17 protein-coding genes are annotated in these 17,111 nt (G+C 30.4%); 7 read left to right on the forward strand and 10 right to left on the reverse strand.

The features are described from left to right. Positions 1 to 76: 76 nt before the first annotated feature. The gene (locus PZA12_RS08215; protein ID WP_077837451.1) at positions 77 to 691 is read left to right on the forward strand and encodes a superoxide dismutase; all 615 of its coding nucleotides are present in this window, start codon (positions 77 to 79) and stop codon (positions 689 to 691) included. 93 nt (positions 692 to 784) lie between these two features. On the opposite strand, the gene PZA12_RS08220 is transcribed toward PZA12_RS08215, so the two are convergent. The 9 genes from PZA12_RS08220 to PZA12_RS08260 form a co-directional block, all read right to left on the reverse strand. After that, a complete protein-coding gene (locus tag PZA12_RS08220) occupies positions 785 to 1,885 on the reverse strand; it encodes a hypothetical protein (RefSeq protein WP_103699142.1) in 1,101 nt (366 codons plus the stop codon). 108 nt (positions 1,886 to 1,993) lie between these two features. Further along, positions 1,994 to 2,710, reverse strand: coding sequence for a DUF434 domain-containing protein (locus PZA12_RS08225; protein ID WP_103699143.1), 717 nt, complete (start codon positions 2,708 to 2,710; stop codon positions 1,994 to 1,996). 471 nt (positions 2,711 to 3,181) lie between these two features. Next, on the reverse strand, positions 3,182 to 4,852 hold the full coding sequence (gene ilvD / locus PZA12_RS08230) for a dihydroxy-acid dehydratase (RefSeq protein ID WP_103699144.1): 1,671 nt from the start codon (positions 4,850 to 4,852) through the stop codon (positions 3,182 to 3,184). A 140-nt stretch (positions 4,853 to 4,992) separates the two neighbouring features. Beyond that, a complete protein-coding gene (locus PZA12_RS08235) occupies positions 4,993 to 5,679 on the reverse strand; it encodes a FadR/GntR family transcriptional regulator (RefSeq protein ID WP_065416304.1) in 687 nt (228 codons plus the stop codon). Between the two features lie 146 nt (positions 5,680 to 5,825). Continuing rightward, positions 5,826 to 6,002 carry a DUF1540 domain-containing protein gene (locus PZA12_RS08240; protein ID WP_103699145.1) on the reverse strand — a complete coding sequence of 59 codons (177 nt, stop codon included), beginning with the start codon at positions 6,000 to 6,002 and terminating at the stop codon, positions 5,826 to 5,828. 489 nt (positions 6,003 to 6,491) lie between these two features. After that, a complete protein-coding gene (locus PZA12_RS08245; RefSeq protein ID WP_077841732.1) occupies positions 6,492 to 7,430 on the reverse strand; it encodes an AEC family transporter in 939 nt (312 codons plus the stop codon). A 65-nt stretch (positions 7,431 to 7,495) separates the two neighbouring features. After that, entirely contained in the window at positions 7,496 to 8,176 is a 681-nt protein-coding gene (locus PZA12_RS08250; protein WP_103699146.1) for a GntR family transcriptional regulator, read from the reverse strand. A 207-nt stretch (positions 8,177 to 8,383) separates the two neighbouring features. After that, positions 8,384 to 8,569 carry a hypothetical protein gene (locus PZA12_RS08255; RefSeq protein ID WP_011968842.1) on the reverse strand — a complete coding sequence of 62 codons (186 nt, stop codon included), beginning with the start codon at positions 8,567 to 8,569 and terminating at the stop codon, positions 8,384 to 8,386. Positions 8,570 to 8,719: 150 nt separating this feature from the next. Further along, positions 8,720 to 8,872 (reverse strand): hypothetical protein, encoded by a 153-nt coding sequence (locus PZA12_RS08260; protein ID WP_171983621.1) that lies wholly within the window; start codon positions 8,870 to 8,872, stop codon positions 8,720 to 8,722. A 160-nt stretch (positions 8,873 to 9,032) separates the two neighbouring features. On the opposite strand from PZA12_RS08260, the gene PZA12_RS08265 reads away from it, so the two are divergent. The 6 genes from PZA12_RS08265 (at position 9,033) to thiH (ending at position 16,181) form a co-directional block, all read left to right on the forward strand. Further along, a complete protein-coding gene (locus PZA12_RS08265; RefSeq protein ID WP_103699147.1) occupies positions 9,033 to 11,075 on the forward strand; it encodes a thioredoxin domain-containing protein in 2,043 nt (680 codons plus the stop codon). 90 nt (positions 11,076 to 11,165) lie between these two features. Continuing rightward, positions 11,166 to 11,891: an ABC transporter ATP-binding protein gene (locus PZA12_RS08270; RefSeq protein WP_077841728.1), complete on the forward strand. Its 726-nt coding sequence runs from the start codon at positions 11,166 to 11,168 to the stop codon at positions 11,889 to 11,891. Next, complete coding sequence (locus tag PZA12_RS08275; RefSeq protein WP_077841727.1) at positions 11,884 to 13,521, forward strand: putative ABC transporter permease subunit; 1,638 nt, start codon at positions 11,884 to 11,886, stop codon at positions 13,519 to 13,521. The genes PZA12_RS08270 and PZA12_RS08275 overlap by 8 nt, the downstream gene beginning before the upstream one ends. A 317-nt stretch (positions 13,522 to 13,838) precedes the next feature. Then, a complete protein-coding gene (gene thiS / locus PZA12_RS08280; RefSeq protein ID WP_077837462.1) occupies positions 13,839 to 14,036 on the forward strand; it encodes a sulfur carrier protein ThiS in 198 nt (65 codons plus the stop codon). A gap of 203 nt (positions 14,037 to 14,239) precedes the next feature. Continuing rightward, complete coding sequence (locus PZA12_RS08285; RefSeq protein WP_011968847.1) at positions 14,240 to 15,010, forward strand: thiazole synthase; 771 nt, start codon at positions 14,240 to 14,242, stop codon at positions 15,008 to 15,010. A 10-nt stretch (positions 15,011 to 15,020) separates the two neighbouring features. Next, positions 15,021 to 16,181 (forward strand): 2-iminoacetate synthase ThiH, encoded by a 1,161-nt coding sequence (gene thiH, locus PZA12_RS08290; RefSeq protein ID WP_077841726.1) that lies wholly within the window; start codon positions 15,021 to 15,023, stop codon positions 16,179 to 16,181. Positions 16,182 to 16,354: 173 nt separating this feature from the next. Here the strand turns inward: thiH and PZA12_RS08295 are convergent, their stop codons facing one another. Next, positions 16,355 to 17,005 (reverse strand): TetR/AcrR family transcriptional regulator, encoded by a 651-nt coding sequence (locus tag PZA12_RS08295; RefSeq protein ID WP_078115167.1) that lies wholly within the window; start codon positions 17,003 to 17,005, stop codon positions 16,355 to 16,357. Between the last annotated feature and the right edge of the window lie 106 nt (positions 17,006 to 17,111).

Here is a 17,111-nt window from a genome sequence, read left to right on the forward strand (position 1 = left end):
TACAATACATAAATCGCTCTTTCTTGCTAAAACTATTAATATTTCAGATTAATAAAATAGTAAGGAGAGATGAAATATGTTTGATAAAATTCAATTACCATATGCATTTGATGCATTAGAACCATATATAGATGCAGAAACAGTTGAAACACACTATAGCAAGCATCTTCAAAAATATGTAGATAACTTAAATTCCCTTATAAAAGGCTATGAGCAGTATACAGAAGGTAAATCCTTAGATCAATTGTTAGCAAGTGTGAACGAATTGCCAGAAGAAATTAGGCAAGGAGTGATAGATCAAGGTGGAGGAGTATCAAATCATAATTTATATTTTGCACTTCTTTCACCAACTCCAAAGAAAGCCCCAGAAGGAAAGCTATTAGAAGAAATATATAATACATTTGGAGATTTAGACACTCTAAAAACTGAAGTGAGCAATGCTGCTATAGGCCAATTTGGATCTGGTTATGGTTTTTTGGTTAAAGACAAAGAAGGAAAATTATCAGTAAGGAATACGCTAAATCAGAATTCACCTGCAATGAATGGATTTGTTCCAATTTTAACTATAGATGTATGGGAACATGCTTATTATTTAAAGTATAAAAATCTAAGAGCAGACTATGTAAAAAATATATGGAACTTAATAGATTGGGAAAAAGTTGAAGGCTTATATTTAAATTATACGATTTAAATACTTTTAATGATAAAAAGTAAGACTAGAGAGTTGAATTATTTCTCTAGCCTTATTGTACATTTTAAGAAACAGATGAAGTTTATTTTCTAGCTAATACAATGAATCATTATAAAAATAAGGTTTCCAATTGTTATAAATCTTTTCACTCCTTATGCAGTAGGTAATGTCATTCAAGTTTGAAAGATAATCTAAAAGGTCAAGCTTGCTGCTAAAGGAATCAGAGAAAGCTTTAAGAGCATCGGGAATTGATTTAGCAGATAAATTAAAAGTTTCAAGTGGATCAGAATCATTGTCACTGTTTCTGTTTAAAGATATAATTTTATAAGCATCGTTACTTGCTTCTTCTACTAATTCGTTTATATCTCTTTTTAAATTTATATCATATTCGCTTGGATAAGCTATTTCTAAGTTAATTCTATAACAAATATTTCTAGCTTTTACGCAAGGCATTTCACTAGTAATTTCGTTATCATCCAAATAACCTACTGTTTTAGTTACAACATCTTCTTTGATATTAGGTATATCGATTGATGCTAAAGTTTTAGTGTAAACATCTCTGGTACCATTTACGGAATATTCTTTTTCATTATTTAGCAATGTTGTTGTATCATTTCTATTTAAATCTAGGCAATCATTGCATTTTTCTTCTGATTCAGAATCAGATCTATAGCATATGAAAGAATCTATTCTTCTTAAATCTAATCCGAAATAGACCCAATTTCTACGGAACCATCTAAAACCAGATACTGTACGTCTGTTAACACTTAATAAGAAAGTCCAATAGTTATTTCCATTCTCTTCCCAGATATATGTGTATTTATAAAGACAAAATCTTATAGAGTTAGAACTAACAGCTTTAGCATTTACACCACCGCTAACTCCGACTTTTTGAACTCCAGAATCATTTTTTCTTGGGACATAATTAGGTGGTGGAGATTTAGGTGCTCCAGGAGGATTGAATACACCACCGCCAGGGTAATTAAAATTTGGAGAATCATCATAGTCAAAATTAGGCGGATTAAAATTAAAGTTAGGTGGATAGTTTCCTATAGGTAGAAAACCTCCACTATTGGGTGTAAAAGGTGCACGTTTTTTTTCAGCAGATTCATCTAAAATTGGTGAAAATTCAAAGTTATGAAAGTCTTGAAAGTTCATAGTATCGTCACTAATGAACTCATTATCAATTAACATTTATATTTTACTCCTCAGAAATTAGTTATAAATAATATATTCATAAGAGTTTCAGATTGTTATAATTTACGTTAATATAATGTTTATATTTTTATATAATTTAATATGCTAATAGCTAATTTCAAAATCAATATAAGACGTATTAGGTAATTTTTCATCTACAATTTCATAGGCCAAGTTTATCCAATTTTCACATGTATTGAGGATTATCCCGTCGTTAGTTACAACATGATCCAATTTATTTAGAATGACATCTGCATTTGGAATAAGAATAACTTCTATATCAAAATTGTATTTATGCAGAATTTCTAATATTCTTGATTTCAATCTTCCTGTATTAGAAACAGGAGAGTCAAGATAAAAGATAGCCTTACGTATCTTCATTTCATCTAATTTTTTACCAATCAAATCTATTGCTGTATCCGTTTTATCGATTAACTTATATGTTCCACGAAGTCCAGCTAAATCGCGGAGAGTTCCGTCCATACATTTAATTAGTGTTGAGTTAGACAAAGCTACTTCAAGAGTAATAATTATATTAAGACCATCAATATGTAGCGTGCTATTTTCGTATTTATCTAATATTTTACGCTTCTGCCTGCTAATAATATCTTCGTAAGAAGATATGCTTCTTTTTAAAGCTAATCTTTGCCTAGCAGAAAATAGAAAATGATTTCCTACAAATTCAACACTTTTATCTATACTATACCCTTGATTTATTAAGTAATAGATATCCTTTTGAGCTTTTTTTAATGATTTTAGGTTTTCTTCATTAAATTCAATTTCGTCAGATGGAACAAAGCCTCTTTTAACTATTTGTGTCATATAAATATACCTCCGAAAGTACTATTTATATCTATATAATTGTTAAGATTTCTATAAATATATCTTGAATTATAACATATTTATGTAAAAATAATACAAGTAAATTATACGTGATATAATGAAATAATTACTTTTAGGGAGAGTATAGTAGATGGGAGTTAAAAAATATAGCTACAGAAATTCTGCTGATAGGAATTATTCCTAGATCAGAAATCTGTAGCTATATTATCATTAAATAAAGTGGAAACAACCTGCTGCTTGGAATCTTCAGCGATATTTTCATAGATTTTCGGAACAAAATATTTATGATTTCGGTAAGTTACCACATAAATTTAGTTTTAGATTTATACTATGAAATATATCCCAACTAGAAACTGGAACAAAAGTATGTTATTCATTTCGGCGAGTTATATGCATAAGTTCAGGTTTTAGTTGGGTTATCTATAAGTATATAATTAACAATTAGTTTAATTAAAATCTAGGAATGTCTAAGATAGCGCCTCTATTTCCTGATGTAACAAGAGCAGCGTATCTTGCTAGATAACCTGTAGTTATTTTTGGGTTTCTTGGTTTCCAATTTGCTTTTCTTCTTGCTAATTCTTCATCGCTAACTAAGAAGTTAATAGTGTTAGCATTAATATCAATTTGGATGATATCTCCATCCTCAACTAATGCTATGTTACCACCTACTGCTGCCTCTGGAGAAACGTGTCCGATTGAAGCACCTCTGCTAGCGCCACTAAAACGTCCATCTGTTATAAGAGCAACGGAGCTTCCGAGACCTCTTCCTGCAATTGCAGAAGTTGGATTAAGCATTTCTCTCATACCAGGGCCTCCTTTAGGTCCTTCGTATCGTATAACAACAACATCTCCTTCAACAATTTTTCCTGTATTTATGGCTTCAAGTGCATCTTCTTCGCAATCAAATACTTTAGCTGGACCTTCATGCTTTAACATTTCTGGTACAACAGCTGAACGCTTAACGACACATGAATCAGGCGCTAGATTTCCTTTAAGAACTGCGATTCCACCAGTTTGACTATATGGATTTTCGACTGGTCTAATAACTTCAGGATTTTTATTTATACATCCTTCAATGTTTTCGCCAACAGTTTTTCCTGTACATGTTATAAGGTTAGTTTTTAATAAACCAAGTTTATTTATTTCATTCATAACAGCGTAAATTCCACCAGCGTCATTTAAATCTTCAATATAAGTGTGTCCTGCAGGGGCAAGATGACAAAGATTCGGTGTCTTTGCACTAATTTCATTAGCTATATCAACATTTAAATCAAAGCCAACTTCATGTGCAATTGCAGGCAAATGCAACATACTATTGGTGCTACATCCAAGAGCCATGTCCATAGTCATAGCATTCATAAATGCATCTTCTGTCATAATATCTCTTGGTCTTATGTTCTTTTCAAGTAATTCCATGATTTTCATACCAGCATGCTTTGCGAGTTTTATTCTTTCTGAATAAACTGCAGGGATTGTACCATTTCCTTGAAGCCCCATACCAAGTACTTCTGTTAAGCAGTTCATACTATTTGCAGTATACATTCCTGAACAAGAACCACAAGTAGGGCATACGTTATTTTCATATTCATCTAATTTTTCAGCTGTAATTTTTCCAGCATTGTAAGCTCCAACAGCTTCAAACATACTTGATAAGCTTGTCTTGCATCCGTCAACTTTTCCAGCAAGCATTGGTCCGCCACTTACAAAAATTGTAGGAATATTAACTCTTGCCGCAGCCATTAGAAGGCCAGGAACATTTTTATCACAATTAGGAACCATCACTAATGCATCAAAGGCATGAGCCATTGCCATAGCTTCAGTAGAATCTGCAATTAGATCTCTTGTAACTAATGAATATTTCATTCCTTCGTGTCCCATAGCAATACCATCACAAACAGCAATTGCAGGAAAGACAATTGGAGTACCTCCAGCCATTGAAACTCCCATTTTTACAGCTTCAACTATTTTGTCCAAATTCATATGGCCAGGAACGATATCATTTTGTGAGCTTACGATACCTATAAGAGGCCTTTCCGTTTCTTCTTTTGTTAGACCTAAGGCACTAAGTAATGAACGTTGAGGTGCACTTTTTGAGCCTTTTGTTATTACATCACTTCTCATAGCATATTCTCCTTACATATATTTATAATTATCGCGTTGTATGTTCTAATTATAAGTTGTATGATGTCTGTTGTCAATTGCAAGATAAGATTAAAATAAAAAGTGCTATTTCTATAAATATAAAGAATTAGCACTTTATCTTATTCATTTGGTATACCTAAATCTTTCATTGCTCTAATAATATGAATTTTCATGGCAGTTTTTGCGCCTTCAGCATCTCTAGCCTCCAGAAATTCCATTATCATGCGATGATCATTTAAAGTATTTTGAAGAATTGATTTATTTTCATCGGATAAAATAACACCATTATCAATTGCTTTATATAATATAGGCATCAGCTTATTCATAAATTCATTATGAGTGGCTTTTGCAATAGATTTATGGAATGATCTTTCTACCTCGGTTCGATCTTCATTATTTAAGATCATTTCTTCTTCGAGTCTTCCGTAATATAATATTCTTTCTAATTCTTTATCAGTAGCGCGTTTAGCAGCATAGTAGGCAGTCTCGGGTTCAAAAATTAATCTCATTTCATATAAATCTTTAACATCTAATTTTTGAGTAGAAAGATTCTCTAATCCCATGCTTTCAGTAATGTTTTTTATTTCTGATACAAATGTGCCTTTGCCTCGCCTAATTTCTAAAATATTGTGAGCAACTAAAATACGGATGGCCTCTCTTAGAGTAGTTCTACTTACTTTTAATTCAGTAGAAAGCTCATTTTCATTTGGTAGTTTATCACCAATATTAAATTTTTTATCTATAGTAATCATCGCTAGTATATCATCAGCAACACTTTCTGATAAGCTTTTTTCTTTTCGTGGCATAAACAAACCTCCTTTTAGGTTATGTTTATATAATATAATAAAAAAATCTAGCTTTCAAGGGTGATGTCTGATGTCTTATGATTAAAGATTCCTATAAATACAAAATAAAGCTCGTTGGAGCGATTCCAACGAGCACATAAATAAAATTAGATTTGGTTTTCAGCGATAAATGTAGCACAGTCTGTTTCTTGAGTATCGCTAGCATTTCTAGGTTGCACTTCTATTTGTTGTGCGCAACAGTGATCACCTGACATATAATATTGACATGTATTAACAACACATTTGATTCCTTGGTTTGGTGAGTCCATTTTTTCTGGTTTCATAGCTGTTACCTCCTAATAATATTATTTTAATTAACAATAATATTATTAGTTAATGGAACTTTTTTATACGAAAAAATATAAGTTATATTTTTCAAAAAATGACTAAAGATATTTTATTTATTACTTTAAAAAATGTATTTGTTATCTTTTCATGCCACTAATTGTTCATTGATACGATTACATAGTTATAGTAATATATAATTAACAAATAGATTAGGAGGGGTACATATGACATTTGTAATAATAACAGTATTTGTAATTTATTCAATGGTACGTAAACCAAGTACCGCATCCAATAAAGAAAAATAGATTTTTATATAATCAAAATTGTAAAGTTTAATAAAAAATAAATATATAATTTAATAGTAGAAAGAGTAGTTTAAACGCTGCTCTTTTTTTAGTGTTAAGGAATAAAGTGTGTGATTAATAATTTTACAATGAAGAAATTCTATAATATACATATATAATGGCTAAATAAATGCTATGAATTTAAGTTAGTAATAGCATATAAATAGGAATGACAATTAAGCTAAGAATAGTTGTTATGATTGTATTTACCGTAGCATACTCATAATCTGCATTATATCGTTTAGATACTATTGCTGTATTAGTCATGACAGGCATTGCGGCTTGAATAACAAATACTTCTTTCATAAGTAAGGGAGTATTTGCAAAATTACATAATAACAAAATTAATATTGGAGAAATGATAAACCTTCCTAAAATTATTGCCAGCATGTCCCAACTAAATCTAAATTCTTTGAAATTAACAGAGTGAATTGTTATCCCTATAAACAACATAGCTAATGGTGTTGTTAAATTGCCGAAATATTTGCAAGTATCTAGAACAAACTTTGGAAGATGAATATCTAGTAATATAAGTAAAACAGCAAAAGTAAAGCTTAATAAAGGAGGTGACATGATACGTTTTATTGTATCAAAGGAAAATATATTGGCATTGGTAGAGTCGCCATCACGACTAATTTCATATACACCGAGAGTCCAGAAAAAAGTAGTATTTGCTATGTAGTATAATAACACGTTCGGGATACTTTTTTCACCAAATAAAGCCATATTCACCGGAAGACCAATAAATATAGAATTAGATACAAAAAACATTGATCTAAAGGTACCAATTCGTTTCTTTTCCACTTTAATAGCTTTAGAAACAATTACGGCAATTATATAACCAATAGCCATGGAGGTAAATGGCGCGAATAATCCACCACCAAGACTCAATAGTTTCTCTTTATCAAAGCTTTCTGTAAATTGTGAAATCATGAGGCAGGGGATAGCAAGATTGCACACTAATCTTGAAAAAAGCTTTGAAGTTTTTTCATCAAACCAGCCTTTATGAGATAAAAAGAATCCAGTAGAAATCATGAGAACTATACTGAATACACTTCCTAATGCATTAAAAATAACCATTATAAATTCTCCTTTAATATATTTTTTAACTAATTGAATTAAAGAATAATGGATTACACTTTGACTTATATAATGCAATCCTTTGATAAAATGTTTTTCAAATGTTTTAAATCATTGTCTATGTGGTTGTACATAGCTTTATATGCTTTTTCTTCATCTCTCTTTTTAATATAATGAAATATCTCAAGATGATGATTGAAAATATCCATATTACGCTCAGGTTCATAAACATCTATAGATCTATAAAAATAAGTGAGAGAACTCAAATCTTTACTCAATTTTTTTAGATGATTATTTTGGCTGAAATCTAAGATTAAATCATGAAATTTAGTATTTAGTTCAATAATACTTTTAGTAAGTGTATCATCAAAGCTTTCTATGTTTTTTTGAATTTTTACTAATATCTTTTCAATTTCATCTAATTCTTTATTAGATGCTTTAAGAGCAGTTAATTTTGCAGCTTGAGATTCTAAAGCTTGGCGACATTCATAAATATTTTCGATGTCTTCTTTGGTTGGCTTATAAATTGTAATTTTTGATTTATCTCCAATAACAAGTAGTCCATCTTTTTCTAAAGAACGTATGGCTTCTCTTACTGGACTTCTGCTTATTTGAAATTCGCTAGCAAGTTTGGATTCATAAATCCTATCTCCAGGCTTTAGAATGCCATTAAATATCATAGATTTTATAGAATTATAAGCTTGATCATAGTAAGAAGGCGCTTTTTCAATTTTATATTTTTCCATTACTTTATCCTCCTACATATTGTGTTAAAACGATTAATTAATTTCAATATTTATACAATGTATACTGTCGACAAATTAATTTTAGTATAATCTATAAATACCAAATAATCAATATAATTGAAATCAAATTGTACAAATAAATAAAAAACCTGGTGAATTAAATTTTAATAATCTACCAGGTCAGATAATTATATTAGCCTATTTTATTTATCTTCTTCTATGGTGTTTTTTATGTTCAACTAGATCGATAGCGCCAAGAACCATGTGAGCTGCGCCAAACCCAACAACTCCAGCAGCGATAACTGGTGCCATTTCTACTGCCACCATAGCTGCACCTACACCTGTTACAACTGTACCTAATGCAGTTGGTATTGCTCCTTCTCGAATTCTCATATTCATTCCTCCTTTAAACTAATAGAGTATAGTAATACTAACATTTTTTTATTTAAGATTTATTATTTGCATTAATAATTTTCCATCTAAAAATATTTTTATACTAAATAATGATTTATAAAAAATATTAAATTATCTGATTTATAAATTTTATTTATCTTCAGTTTGCTTATCATATGCTATGAGGCATACTGGAGGATTATGGTGTTCATTTATTTTATTTTCCATTTGTCTTATGAAATATATATCTTCTGTAGATAAATCACTGAATTCATTATCAAATTTACTGCTATCATTACTCATATTATCACTCCTTTCATAAGTATAGTATGGATAGGTAGAAAGATTTTAATCTGAAAATAATAAAGTAATAAGCTTTTTATTATATGTTTTATATCGGTGTATATATTTTTTCAGCGTGGCAAAGATAATTTTAATAAATCATAAAAGGAGTGTTGTTTATATGTTATCTACAATAAAAGCCAACAATTTAATAAATGAAAAATCTCCTTATTTATTGCAACATGCTAATAATCCAATAAATTGGTATTCATGGAGTGAGGAAGCATTTGCAAAAGCTAAAGAGGAAGATAAGCCTATTTTTTTATCAATTGGGTATTCAACTTGTCACTGGTGTCATGTAATGGCTCATGAATCATTTGAAGATGAAGAAATTGCAGAAATTATGAATGATAGTTTTATTGCAATTAAAGTGGACAGAGAGGAAAGACCAGATATTGATAGTGTATATATGACAGTTTGCCAAGCCTTAACCGGCCATGGAGGTTGGCCGCTTACAGTGATAATGACTCCAGATCAAAAACCATTTTTTGCAGGTACTTATTTTCCTAAAAAGGCTAAATATAATATGCCAGGACTTATGGATATTTTAAATTCAATAAATAAGCAATGGAAGGATAATAAGGATAAGCTTATATCATCTGGTGATAGTATTTTATCAGAACTTGGCAGCTATTTTGATGGTGAAAGAAGCAAAATGAAGTTGACATCTAAAACATTAAAAAATGGATATAATCAAATTTCACATGCTTTTGAGGAAAAGTATGGAGGATTTGGCGATGCACCTAAATTTCCGACGCCTCATATTATAATGTTTTTGCTTAGGTATTATAAATCCCATAAAGAAATTAAAGCTTTAGAAATGGCTGAAAAAACTTTGATTTCTATGTATAGAGGTGGAATATTTGATCATATAGGTTTTGGCTTTTCAAGATATTCTACGGATAGTAAGTGGTTGGTACCACATTTTGAAAAGATGCTTTATGATAATGCTTTGCTTGTCATTGTATATTTAGAGGGATACGAGGTTACAAGAAATGAGATTTACAAAGAGGTTGCAACAAAAGTGCTAGAATATGTATTTAGAGAACTTACTAGTAAAGATGGTGGATTTTACTGTGCTGAGGATGCAGATAGTGAAGGTGAAGAGGGAAAATATTATGTGTTTGAACCTTTAGAAATTTTAAGTGTTTTAGGAGAAGAAGATGGTACATATTTTAATGATTATTTTGACATAACTTCTGATGGGAACTTTGAGGGCAAGAGCATTCCAAATTTAATAAAAAATAAAAACTTTCATAAGTCAGATGATAGGATAAAGTTACTTAGTGAACAAATACTTCAATATAGAAGTGACAGAACGGAACTACATAAAGATGATAAAATCCTAACTTCATGGAATGGACTTATGATAGCTGCACTTGGAAAAGCCTATAAAGTTCTTGAGGATGAAAGATACTTTGAATATGCTAAAAAGGCAGTAGAATTTATTTTTAATAACTTGATTGATGAAAATGGAAGACTTCTCGCAAGGTATAGAGATGAGGATTCACGTCATAAAGCTTATTTGGATGACTATGCTTTTCTTTGTTTTGGACTTATAGAGCTTTATGAAAGTAGCTATGATATTGAGTTTTTAAATAAGGCGATTGAAATAAATAAGGATATGATTAACTTATTTTGGGATAATGAAAAAGATGGATTTTTCCTTTATGGTGAGGATAGTGAAAAATTAATTGCTAGACCTAAGGAACTTTTTGATGGCGCTATGCCTTCAGGAAATTCTGTTGCAGCTTATAATTTAATAAAGCTTGCAAGACTTACTGGAGATTTAACTCTTGAAGAAATGGCAGAGAAACAATTTAATTTTATTTGTGGCTCAGTATTTAATGAAGAAATAAATCATTCATTTTTTTTAATGGCGGCATCATTTGCTTTAAATGAATCACAAGAATTAGTATGTGTTACTAATGATAAAGGTGAAGAAGAAAAAATTAAGGATTTATTAAGTGAAAGATCTCTTTTCAATTTAACAACAATAATTAAGAATGATGAAAATAGAAATAAAATAGAGAAGCTAGCACCATTTCTTAAGGAATATGATCTTATAAATGAAAAATCTACATATTATTTATGTAAAGGAAAATCGTGTATGGCTCCAGTAAATGATATTGATGAATTGAGAAAAATGTTATCTAAATTATAAGGAGATGAATAATTAATCTAAAATTAAGATTTATTTAAGTTGTTATAAGACCGAGTTTTAGTATAATAATTCCAAGGAGAGGATAAATTTATGATAAATATATGCAATATAACAAAAAGTTATAATGGAAATTATAATGCGGTAAGCAATTTAAATTTGGAAATCAAGGATGGAGAAATATATGGATTATTAGGACCTAATGGGGCGGGAAAGACAACAACTATTAAAATGATAACTGGAATAATAGCGCCTACATCGGGAAAGATTGAAATTAATGGAATTGATATTAGTAAAGAGCCAGTTAGAGCAAAAGAGCAATTTGGTTATGTCCCAGATAGCCCGGATATGTTTTTAAGATTAAGTGGAATGGAATATTTAAATTTCATGGCTGATGTTTATGGGGTTTCAAAGGAAGAAAGATTATCAAGGATAAGAGAAATATCAAAAAGGTTTGAAATGGAGTTGGCATTAGGAGATAAGATACATTCATATTCTCATGGTATGAGACAAAAGGTAGTTCTTATGGGAGTTTTGATTCATAAGCCAAAAGTTTGGATTTTAGATGAACCGATGACAGGTTTAGATCCAAAATCAGCATTTACATTAAAAGAAATGATGAGAGAACATGCTGATGAAGGAAATACCGTGATTTTTTCTACACATGTGTTGGAAGTTGCAGAGAAAGTCTGTGATAAAGTCGCGATTATTAATAAAGGGCAATTAATATTTAATGGAACACTAAGCAATATGAGAAAAGAGTTTAAAGAAAATGAATCCTTAGAAGAGATGTTTTTGGAGATGATTCAAGATGAATAGGCTTAAGATAATAACAAAATATTTTATAAGAAATGCATTTGAGGAAATGTTTGCTAGTAGTAAGAAAATGAAACCTGTGTTCGCAGTAATGCTAATGATATTTATTGTAGTAATGCTATCTATGCCTTTTACTGTAATAATAAGTGAAGGCTACGGACCACTTCATGCTATGAGACAGGAAGGAATATTATTATCAATAATACTGTCAATTGGGGAGAGTGTTTCTTTTATCTTTGGAATGTATACAATAATAAATATCTTATACTTTTCAAATGATATTGAAGTTATATTACCACTTCCTTTTAAAAGCAGTGAAATAGTATTTGGAAAGTTTATGGCAGTGTTAATTAATATGTATGTGTATACATCAATGTTAATTTTGCCACTTATAGTCTATGGATTTGTGTCAAAGGCAAGCTTCTTATATTACTTATATGGAATTATAGTGTTATTAATAACTCCTATTGTACCGATGGTATTGGCATCATTAATATGCATGATTCTTATGAGGTTTACTAGCTTATCTAAGCATAAAGATGCATTTAGAGTATTTACAGGGTGTGCATCACTAATTTTGATAGTAGGATTCAATCTTTTTACATCAAGTTCTGGAAGAAGTACAAATTCACAGCAAATGATTCAAAGATTTTCAGATGGAAATAACAGCGCGATAAGTACACTAAATGATATTTTCATAACAAGTAGATTTTCTTCAAATGGGCTATTATATAATAATGACATTAGAGGCTTGCTTAATATACTTATGTCTTTATGCCTAAGTTTAATAATTTTCATAATATATTATTATATAGGAGGAAAGTTATATTTAAAGGGAGTAATAGGTATTTCTGAAACTTATAGCAAGAGGGAAAATATTTTAGAAAACGGTAAGGCAAATAAAATAATAAAAGAAAATTCAAAATTAAAAGCATTAATTATAAAAGATGTTAAAATCTTATTCAGAACTCCTCAATTCTTTATTAATTGCATAGCGATGATGTTTTACATGCCGGCAGTAATGGGTGTTGCATTTTTTTCCGGTGGTAAACTATCAGAGTATAGGTATTTATTAAATAGTAGTCCCAAATGGAATGCGATTACCATAGCAATTGCATTTGTAGGTGGAACGGTATGTATAATGTCAGGTGGAGCAGGTGCAAGTGCACTTTCAAGAGAGGGGAAAGATTTTATTGTATCGAAGTATATTCCTGTGGAATATAAAACTCAGCTATACTCTAAGATTCTTTCGTCATTATTTATAAATGAATTTGGAATGGTTATAGTTGTCTTAGGACTTTTGCTAGTAAATGTAAGTCCTATTATAATATTACTAGGAACAATATCTTCTTTCGGATCAATACTTATGATAACTTTATTAGGATTATATATAGACTTTAGATCACCAAAATTGGAATGGGAAAATGAAAAAGCAATGTTTAAAAATAATTATATACCTCTGTTAATTATGCTTATTATATTTATATTAGGAGCTGGTTTAGTAGCTGCTGCCATAATTCTGAGGAATTATGTGATTATATTTGGAATTTGCATTATTATTTCACTTGTTGGAAGTGGTCTTTTATATAAAGGTTTATTAAAGAATGCTTTTAAAATATATAATGAAAAATAGACAGAATAAGATACAAATGCATTACAAAAATTCGCTTTTTGATTTTGTAATGCATTTTTTATTAAAGTAAATTGGTAATTGAGAAATAAAATGAATGTATGAGAAACAAATTATAATAAAACTGCTGATGTTACAAATAGTAATATTAAACAATAGACTTATAACGACATTTTGAATTAAAGTTAATTTGACACTAACTTAGTGTAATGGTATAATGGTTTACAGAGTGTGAAGGTCACACGAAGGGGTACACCACCTTGGGTGTATTTTTTCGTGTGGCCTTTTTTAGTTATATTAAATATTTAAGAGGTGATTAAATGGTAAAAGTGAATGGAAAAGAGGCAGATAATGCAATTGGATTATCGTTAGAGGACTTTCTTATCAGTGAAGGATATTTAATAGATAAGATTGTAGTTGAGCTAAATGGTGAAATAATGCCAAAATCTCAATATAAGCAGACAAATATTAAAGATGGTGATTCTTTAGAAGTAATTAGCTTTGTTGGAGGAGGCTGATGTATTAATAAATTTAGAAATATTACTAATGTATATTATCAAAAATAATAATAATAATTTTCTGCAAGATCTAGATTAGAAAGGACAAGCTTTTAAATTAAGTTATTTATTTAATAATTTGGTTATACATATTAATTTATTTTAATAATCGAATTTTATATACTTCTAGTTCTTGCTGAAAAATGTTAAAGGAGAGTATTGGAATGAAAAAAGATGTATTAACACTTGGGGGACACGAATTCTCATCACGATTCATACTAGGTTCTGGAAAATATAATTTGAATTTAATTAAGGCTGCAGTTGAGAATGCAGGCGCACAGATGATTACTTTGGCATTAAGACGCGCTAATACAAGCGGAGGTGAAAATATTTTGGATTTTATTCCAGAAGGTGTTACATTGCTTCCAAATACATCTGGGGCAAGGAATGCAGAAGAAGCAGTTAGAATTGCAAGACTTGCAAGGGCTATGAATTGTGGTGACTTTGTAAAAGTTGAAATAATTCATGATTCAAAATATTTGCTTCCAGATAATTATGAGACTATTAAAGCAACTGAAATTCTTGCTAAAGAAGGCTTTATAGTAATGCCATATATGCATGCAGATTTAAATGTGGCTCGTGATCTAGTTAATGCTGGAGCAGCATGTATTATGCCTCTTGCATCACCGATTGGATCTAATAAAGGTTTAGCTACAAAAGAATTTATAAAAATATTAGTAGATGAAATAGATCTTCCAATTATTGTGGATGCAGGTATTGGGCGACCATCTCAAGCTTGTGAAGCTATGGAAATGGGAGTAGCAGCAGTTATGGCTAATACTGCAATTGCGACAGCTGGTGATATTCCAGCTATGGCAGGAGCATTTAAACAAGCAATTGAAGCAGGACGTGCAGCATATCTTTCAGGACTAGGTAGAGTTCTAGATAAAGGTGCTTCTGCGTCTTCACCATTAACTGGATTTTTAGAAGATTAGGAGGCAGACAATGAGCGAAGAACGTATAAATCACATGGAATATATGACTGGGATGGAAGTATTAGAATCGGATATAATGGATAAAGTAATTAATCATATGGAAGCTTATGACTATGATAAGTATACAGAAACAGATGTTAGAATAGCTTTGAACAATGATTATCGTACCATAGAAGATTTTGCAGCATTATTATCACCAGCAGCTATGCCGTTTTTAGAGGAAATGGCTCAATTAGCTAAAGAGGAAACAAGAAAGCATTTTGGTAACTCAGTTTACATGTTTACACCACTATATCTAGCAAATTATTGTGAGAACTATTGCATTTATTGTGGATTTAACTGTCATAATAAAATACGCAGAGCGAAGTTAAATTTCGATGAAATAGAGAAAGAAATGCAGGCAATAGCTAAAACAGGTTTGGAGGAAGTGCTTCTGCTTACTGGTGAAAGCAGAAAGATGTCAGATGTAAAATATATTGGAGAGGCTTGTAAGATAGCACGCAAGTATTTTAAGATGGTAGGATTAGAAGTATATCCTATGAATTCTGATGAATATGAATATCTTCAAGAATGCGGTGCAGATTTTGTAACTGTATTCCAGGAAACTTATAATTCAGATAAATATGAAACACTTCATCTTGAAGGGCATAAGCGCATATTTCCATATAGACTTAATGCGCAGGAAAGAGCTCTAAAAGGTGGGATGCGTGGTGTCGGATTTGCAGCATTACTTGGTCTAGATGACTTTAGAAAAGATGCTTTTGCGACAGGGGTACATGCATACCTTCTTCAAAGAAAGTACCCACATGCAGAGATAGCATTTTCATGTCCAAGGCTAAGACCAATTATTAATAATGATAAAATTAATCCAAAGGATGTGCATGAGAAACAACTTTTGCAAGTTATTACAGCATACCGTCTTTTTATGCCTTTTGCTAATATTACAATTTCAACAAGAGAATGCGAAAGATTTCGTAATAATGTAATTGGCTTAGCAGCTACTAAGATTTCAGCAGGTGTAAGTACAGGAATAGGAAGCCATGCGGAAGATGCAGAAGACAGGGGAGATAATCAATTTGAAATTGCAGATAACAGATCTGTAGATGAAGTGTATGAGGCAATTAAGTCTAAAGGCTTACAGCCTGTAATGAATGATTATGTATATTTATAAAATTAATAAGATGTTTATATCTTTAGATGAAGACAAAGATAAATAAGTTATAATCTCGATATATCTTAATATTGAAATAATTAGTAGGAATCTTTAATTGATTCCTACTTTTTTTAGATAAATTATTATACTAATTACAGTTTGACTTATACATAAGAATAATAAAATAAATATTATTTATTTTTCGCTTGAAGACCCAATATAATTACTTCAAGATATCCTGCAAAACGCGAAACAAAATCAGGAGGGGCTTCGAGCAGTGAAACAGTTTGAAATTCTTGACGTTGGTTTTTAGAGGATACTGCCGGAGAATATAAACTAGAGGCATAATAAATCTGATATTCATTAAAAAGTTTAAGCTCATCGTCTGTCAGGTTAGGAATAAATTTTTTAGTAATCAAACTTAATTTACCAAAGCTATTAGCAAGATCTTGTTTCAATATCTCCAGTGATTTTGTTGTCACATTACTTCTTAATACTGAAACTAAAATTGAGAACAGCTTTAAAAAACGCTGATTTTCATACATTTGTTCTGACCATAACAGACAAAAGGTTTTAAGTTCTAATTGATCATAATCTTTAAGTTTATCATATGTTTTTTTTACCCACTTTTCTAAATCTGAACTTAATATCCATAGGAAAATTTCTTCCTTGGTGGAAACGTATTTATATAAATTTGCTCTTGAAAAATTTAACTCATTAGCAATTGAAGCAAGTGTGATTTTTTCTAAGGGCTCTCTTTCGTATAGCTTTAATGTAGCCTCTATGATTTGTTCACGCCTAATGCTTTTTTGTTCTTCGTTTCGAGCGCGTTGAAATTCCATTTCTTTACCTCCTTACTAATTGACAATTACATAATAGCAAATGAATCATAAACTTACAAGTTACTAATGTTACTCAAAATTCATTGACAAGTTACGCAGTGTAACT

Source organism: Clostridium beijerinckii (assembly GCF_036699995.1).
Lineage (GTDB): Bacteria > Bacillota > Clostridia > Clostridiales > Clostridiaceae > Clostridium > Clostridium helianthi.

Excerpts from the sequence above, each read along its gene's own strand:
- PZA12_RS08295 (WP_078115167.1), bottom strand. The coding sequence starts at position 17,005 with ATGGAATTTCAACGCGCTCGAAACGAAGAACAAAAAAGCATTAGGCGT.
- PZA12_RS08260 (WP_171983621.1), bottom strand. The coding sequence starts at position 8,872 with ATGAGTAATGATAGCAGTAAATTTGATAATGAATTCAGTGATTTATCT.
- PZA12_RS08215 (WP_077837451.1), top strand. The coding sequence starts at position 77 with ATGTTTGATAAAATTCAATTACCATATGCATTTGATGCATTAGAACCA.
- PZA12_RS08275 (WP_077841727.1), top strand. The coding sequence starts at position 11,884 with ATGAATAGGCTTAAGATAATAACAAAATATTTTATAAGAAATGCATTT.
- PZA12_RS08245 (WP_077841732.1), bottom strand. The coding sequence starts at position 7,430 with ATGGTTATTTTTAATGCATTAGGAAGTGTATTCAGTATAGTTCTCATG.
- PZA12_RS08250 (WP_103699146.1), bottom strand. The coding sequence starts at position 8,176 with ATGGAAAAATATAAAATTGAAAAAGCGCCTTCTTACTATGATCAAGCT.
- PZA12_RS08265 (WP_103699147.1), top strand. The coding sequence starts at position 9,033 with ATGTTATCTACAATAAAAGCCAACAATTTAATAAATGAAAAATCTCCT.
- PZA12_RS08240 (WP_103699145.1), bottom strand. The coding sequence starts at position 6,002 with ATGAAACCAGAAAAAATGGACTCACCAAACCAAGGAATCAAATGTGTT.
- PZA12_RS08220 (WP_103699142.1), bottom strand. The coding sequence starts at position 1,885 with ATGTTAATTGATAATGAGTTCATTAGTGACGATACTATGAACTTTCAA.
- PZA12_RS08285 (WP_011968847.1), top strand. The coding sequence starts at position 14,240 with ATGAAAAAAGATGTATTAACACTTGGGGGACACGAATTCTCATCACGA.
- PZA12_RS08270 (WP_077841728.1), top strand. The coding sequence starts at position 11,166 with ATGATAAATATATGCAATATAACAAAAAGTTATAATGGAAATTATAAT.
- ilvD (WP_103699144.1), bottom strand. The coding sequence starts at position 4,852 with ATGAGAAGTGATGTAATAACAAAAGGCTCAAAAAGTGCACCTCAACGT.
- PZA12_RS08255 (WP_011968842.1), bottom strand. The coding sequence starts at position 8,569 with ATGAGAATTCGAGAAGGAGCAATACCAACTGCATTAGGTACAGTTGTA.
- thiH (WP_077841726.1), top strand. The coding sequence starts at position 15,021 with ATGAGCGAAGAACGTATAAATCACATGGAATATATGACTGGGATGGAA.
- PZA12_RS08235 (WP_065416304.1), bottom strand. The coding sequence starts at position 5,679 with ATGCCACGAAAAGAAAAAAGCTTATCAGAAAGTGTTGCTGATGATATA.
- PZA12_RS08225 (WP_103699143.1), bottom strand. The coding sequence starts at position 2,710 with ATGACACAAATAGTTAAAAGAGGCTTTGTTCCATCTGACGAAATTGAA.
- thiS (WP_077837462.1), top strand. The coding sequence starts at position 13,839 with ATGGTAAAAGTGAATGGAAAAGAGGCAGATAATGCAATTGGATTATCG.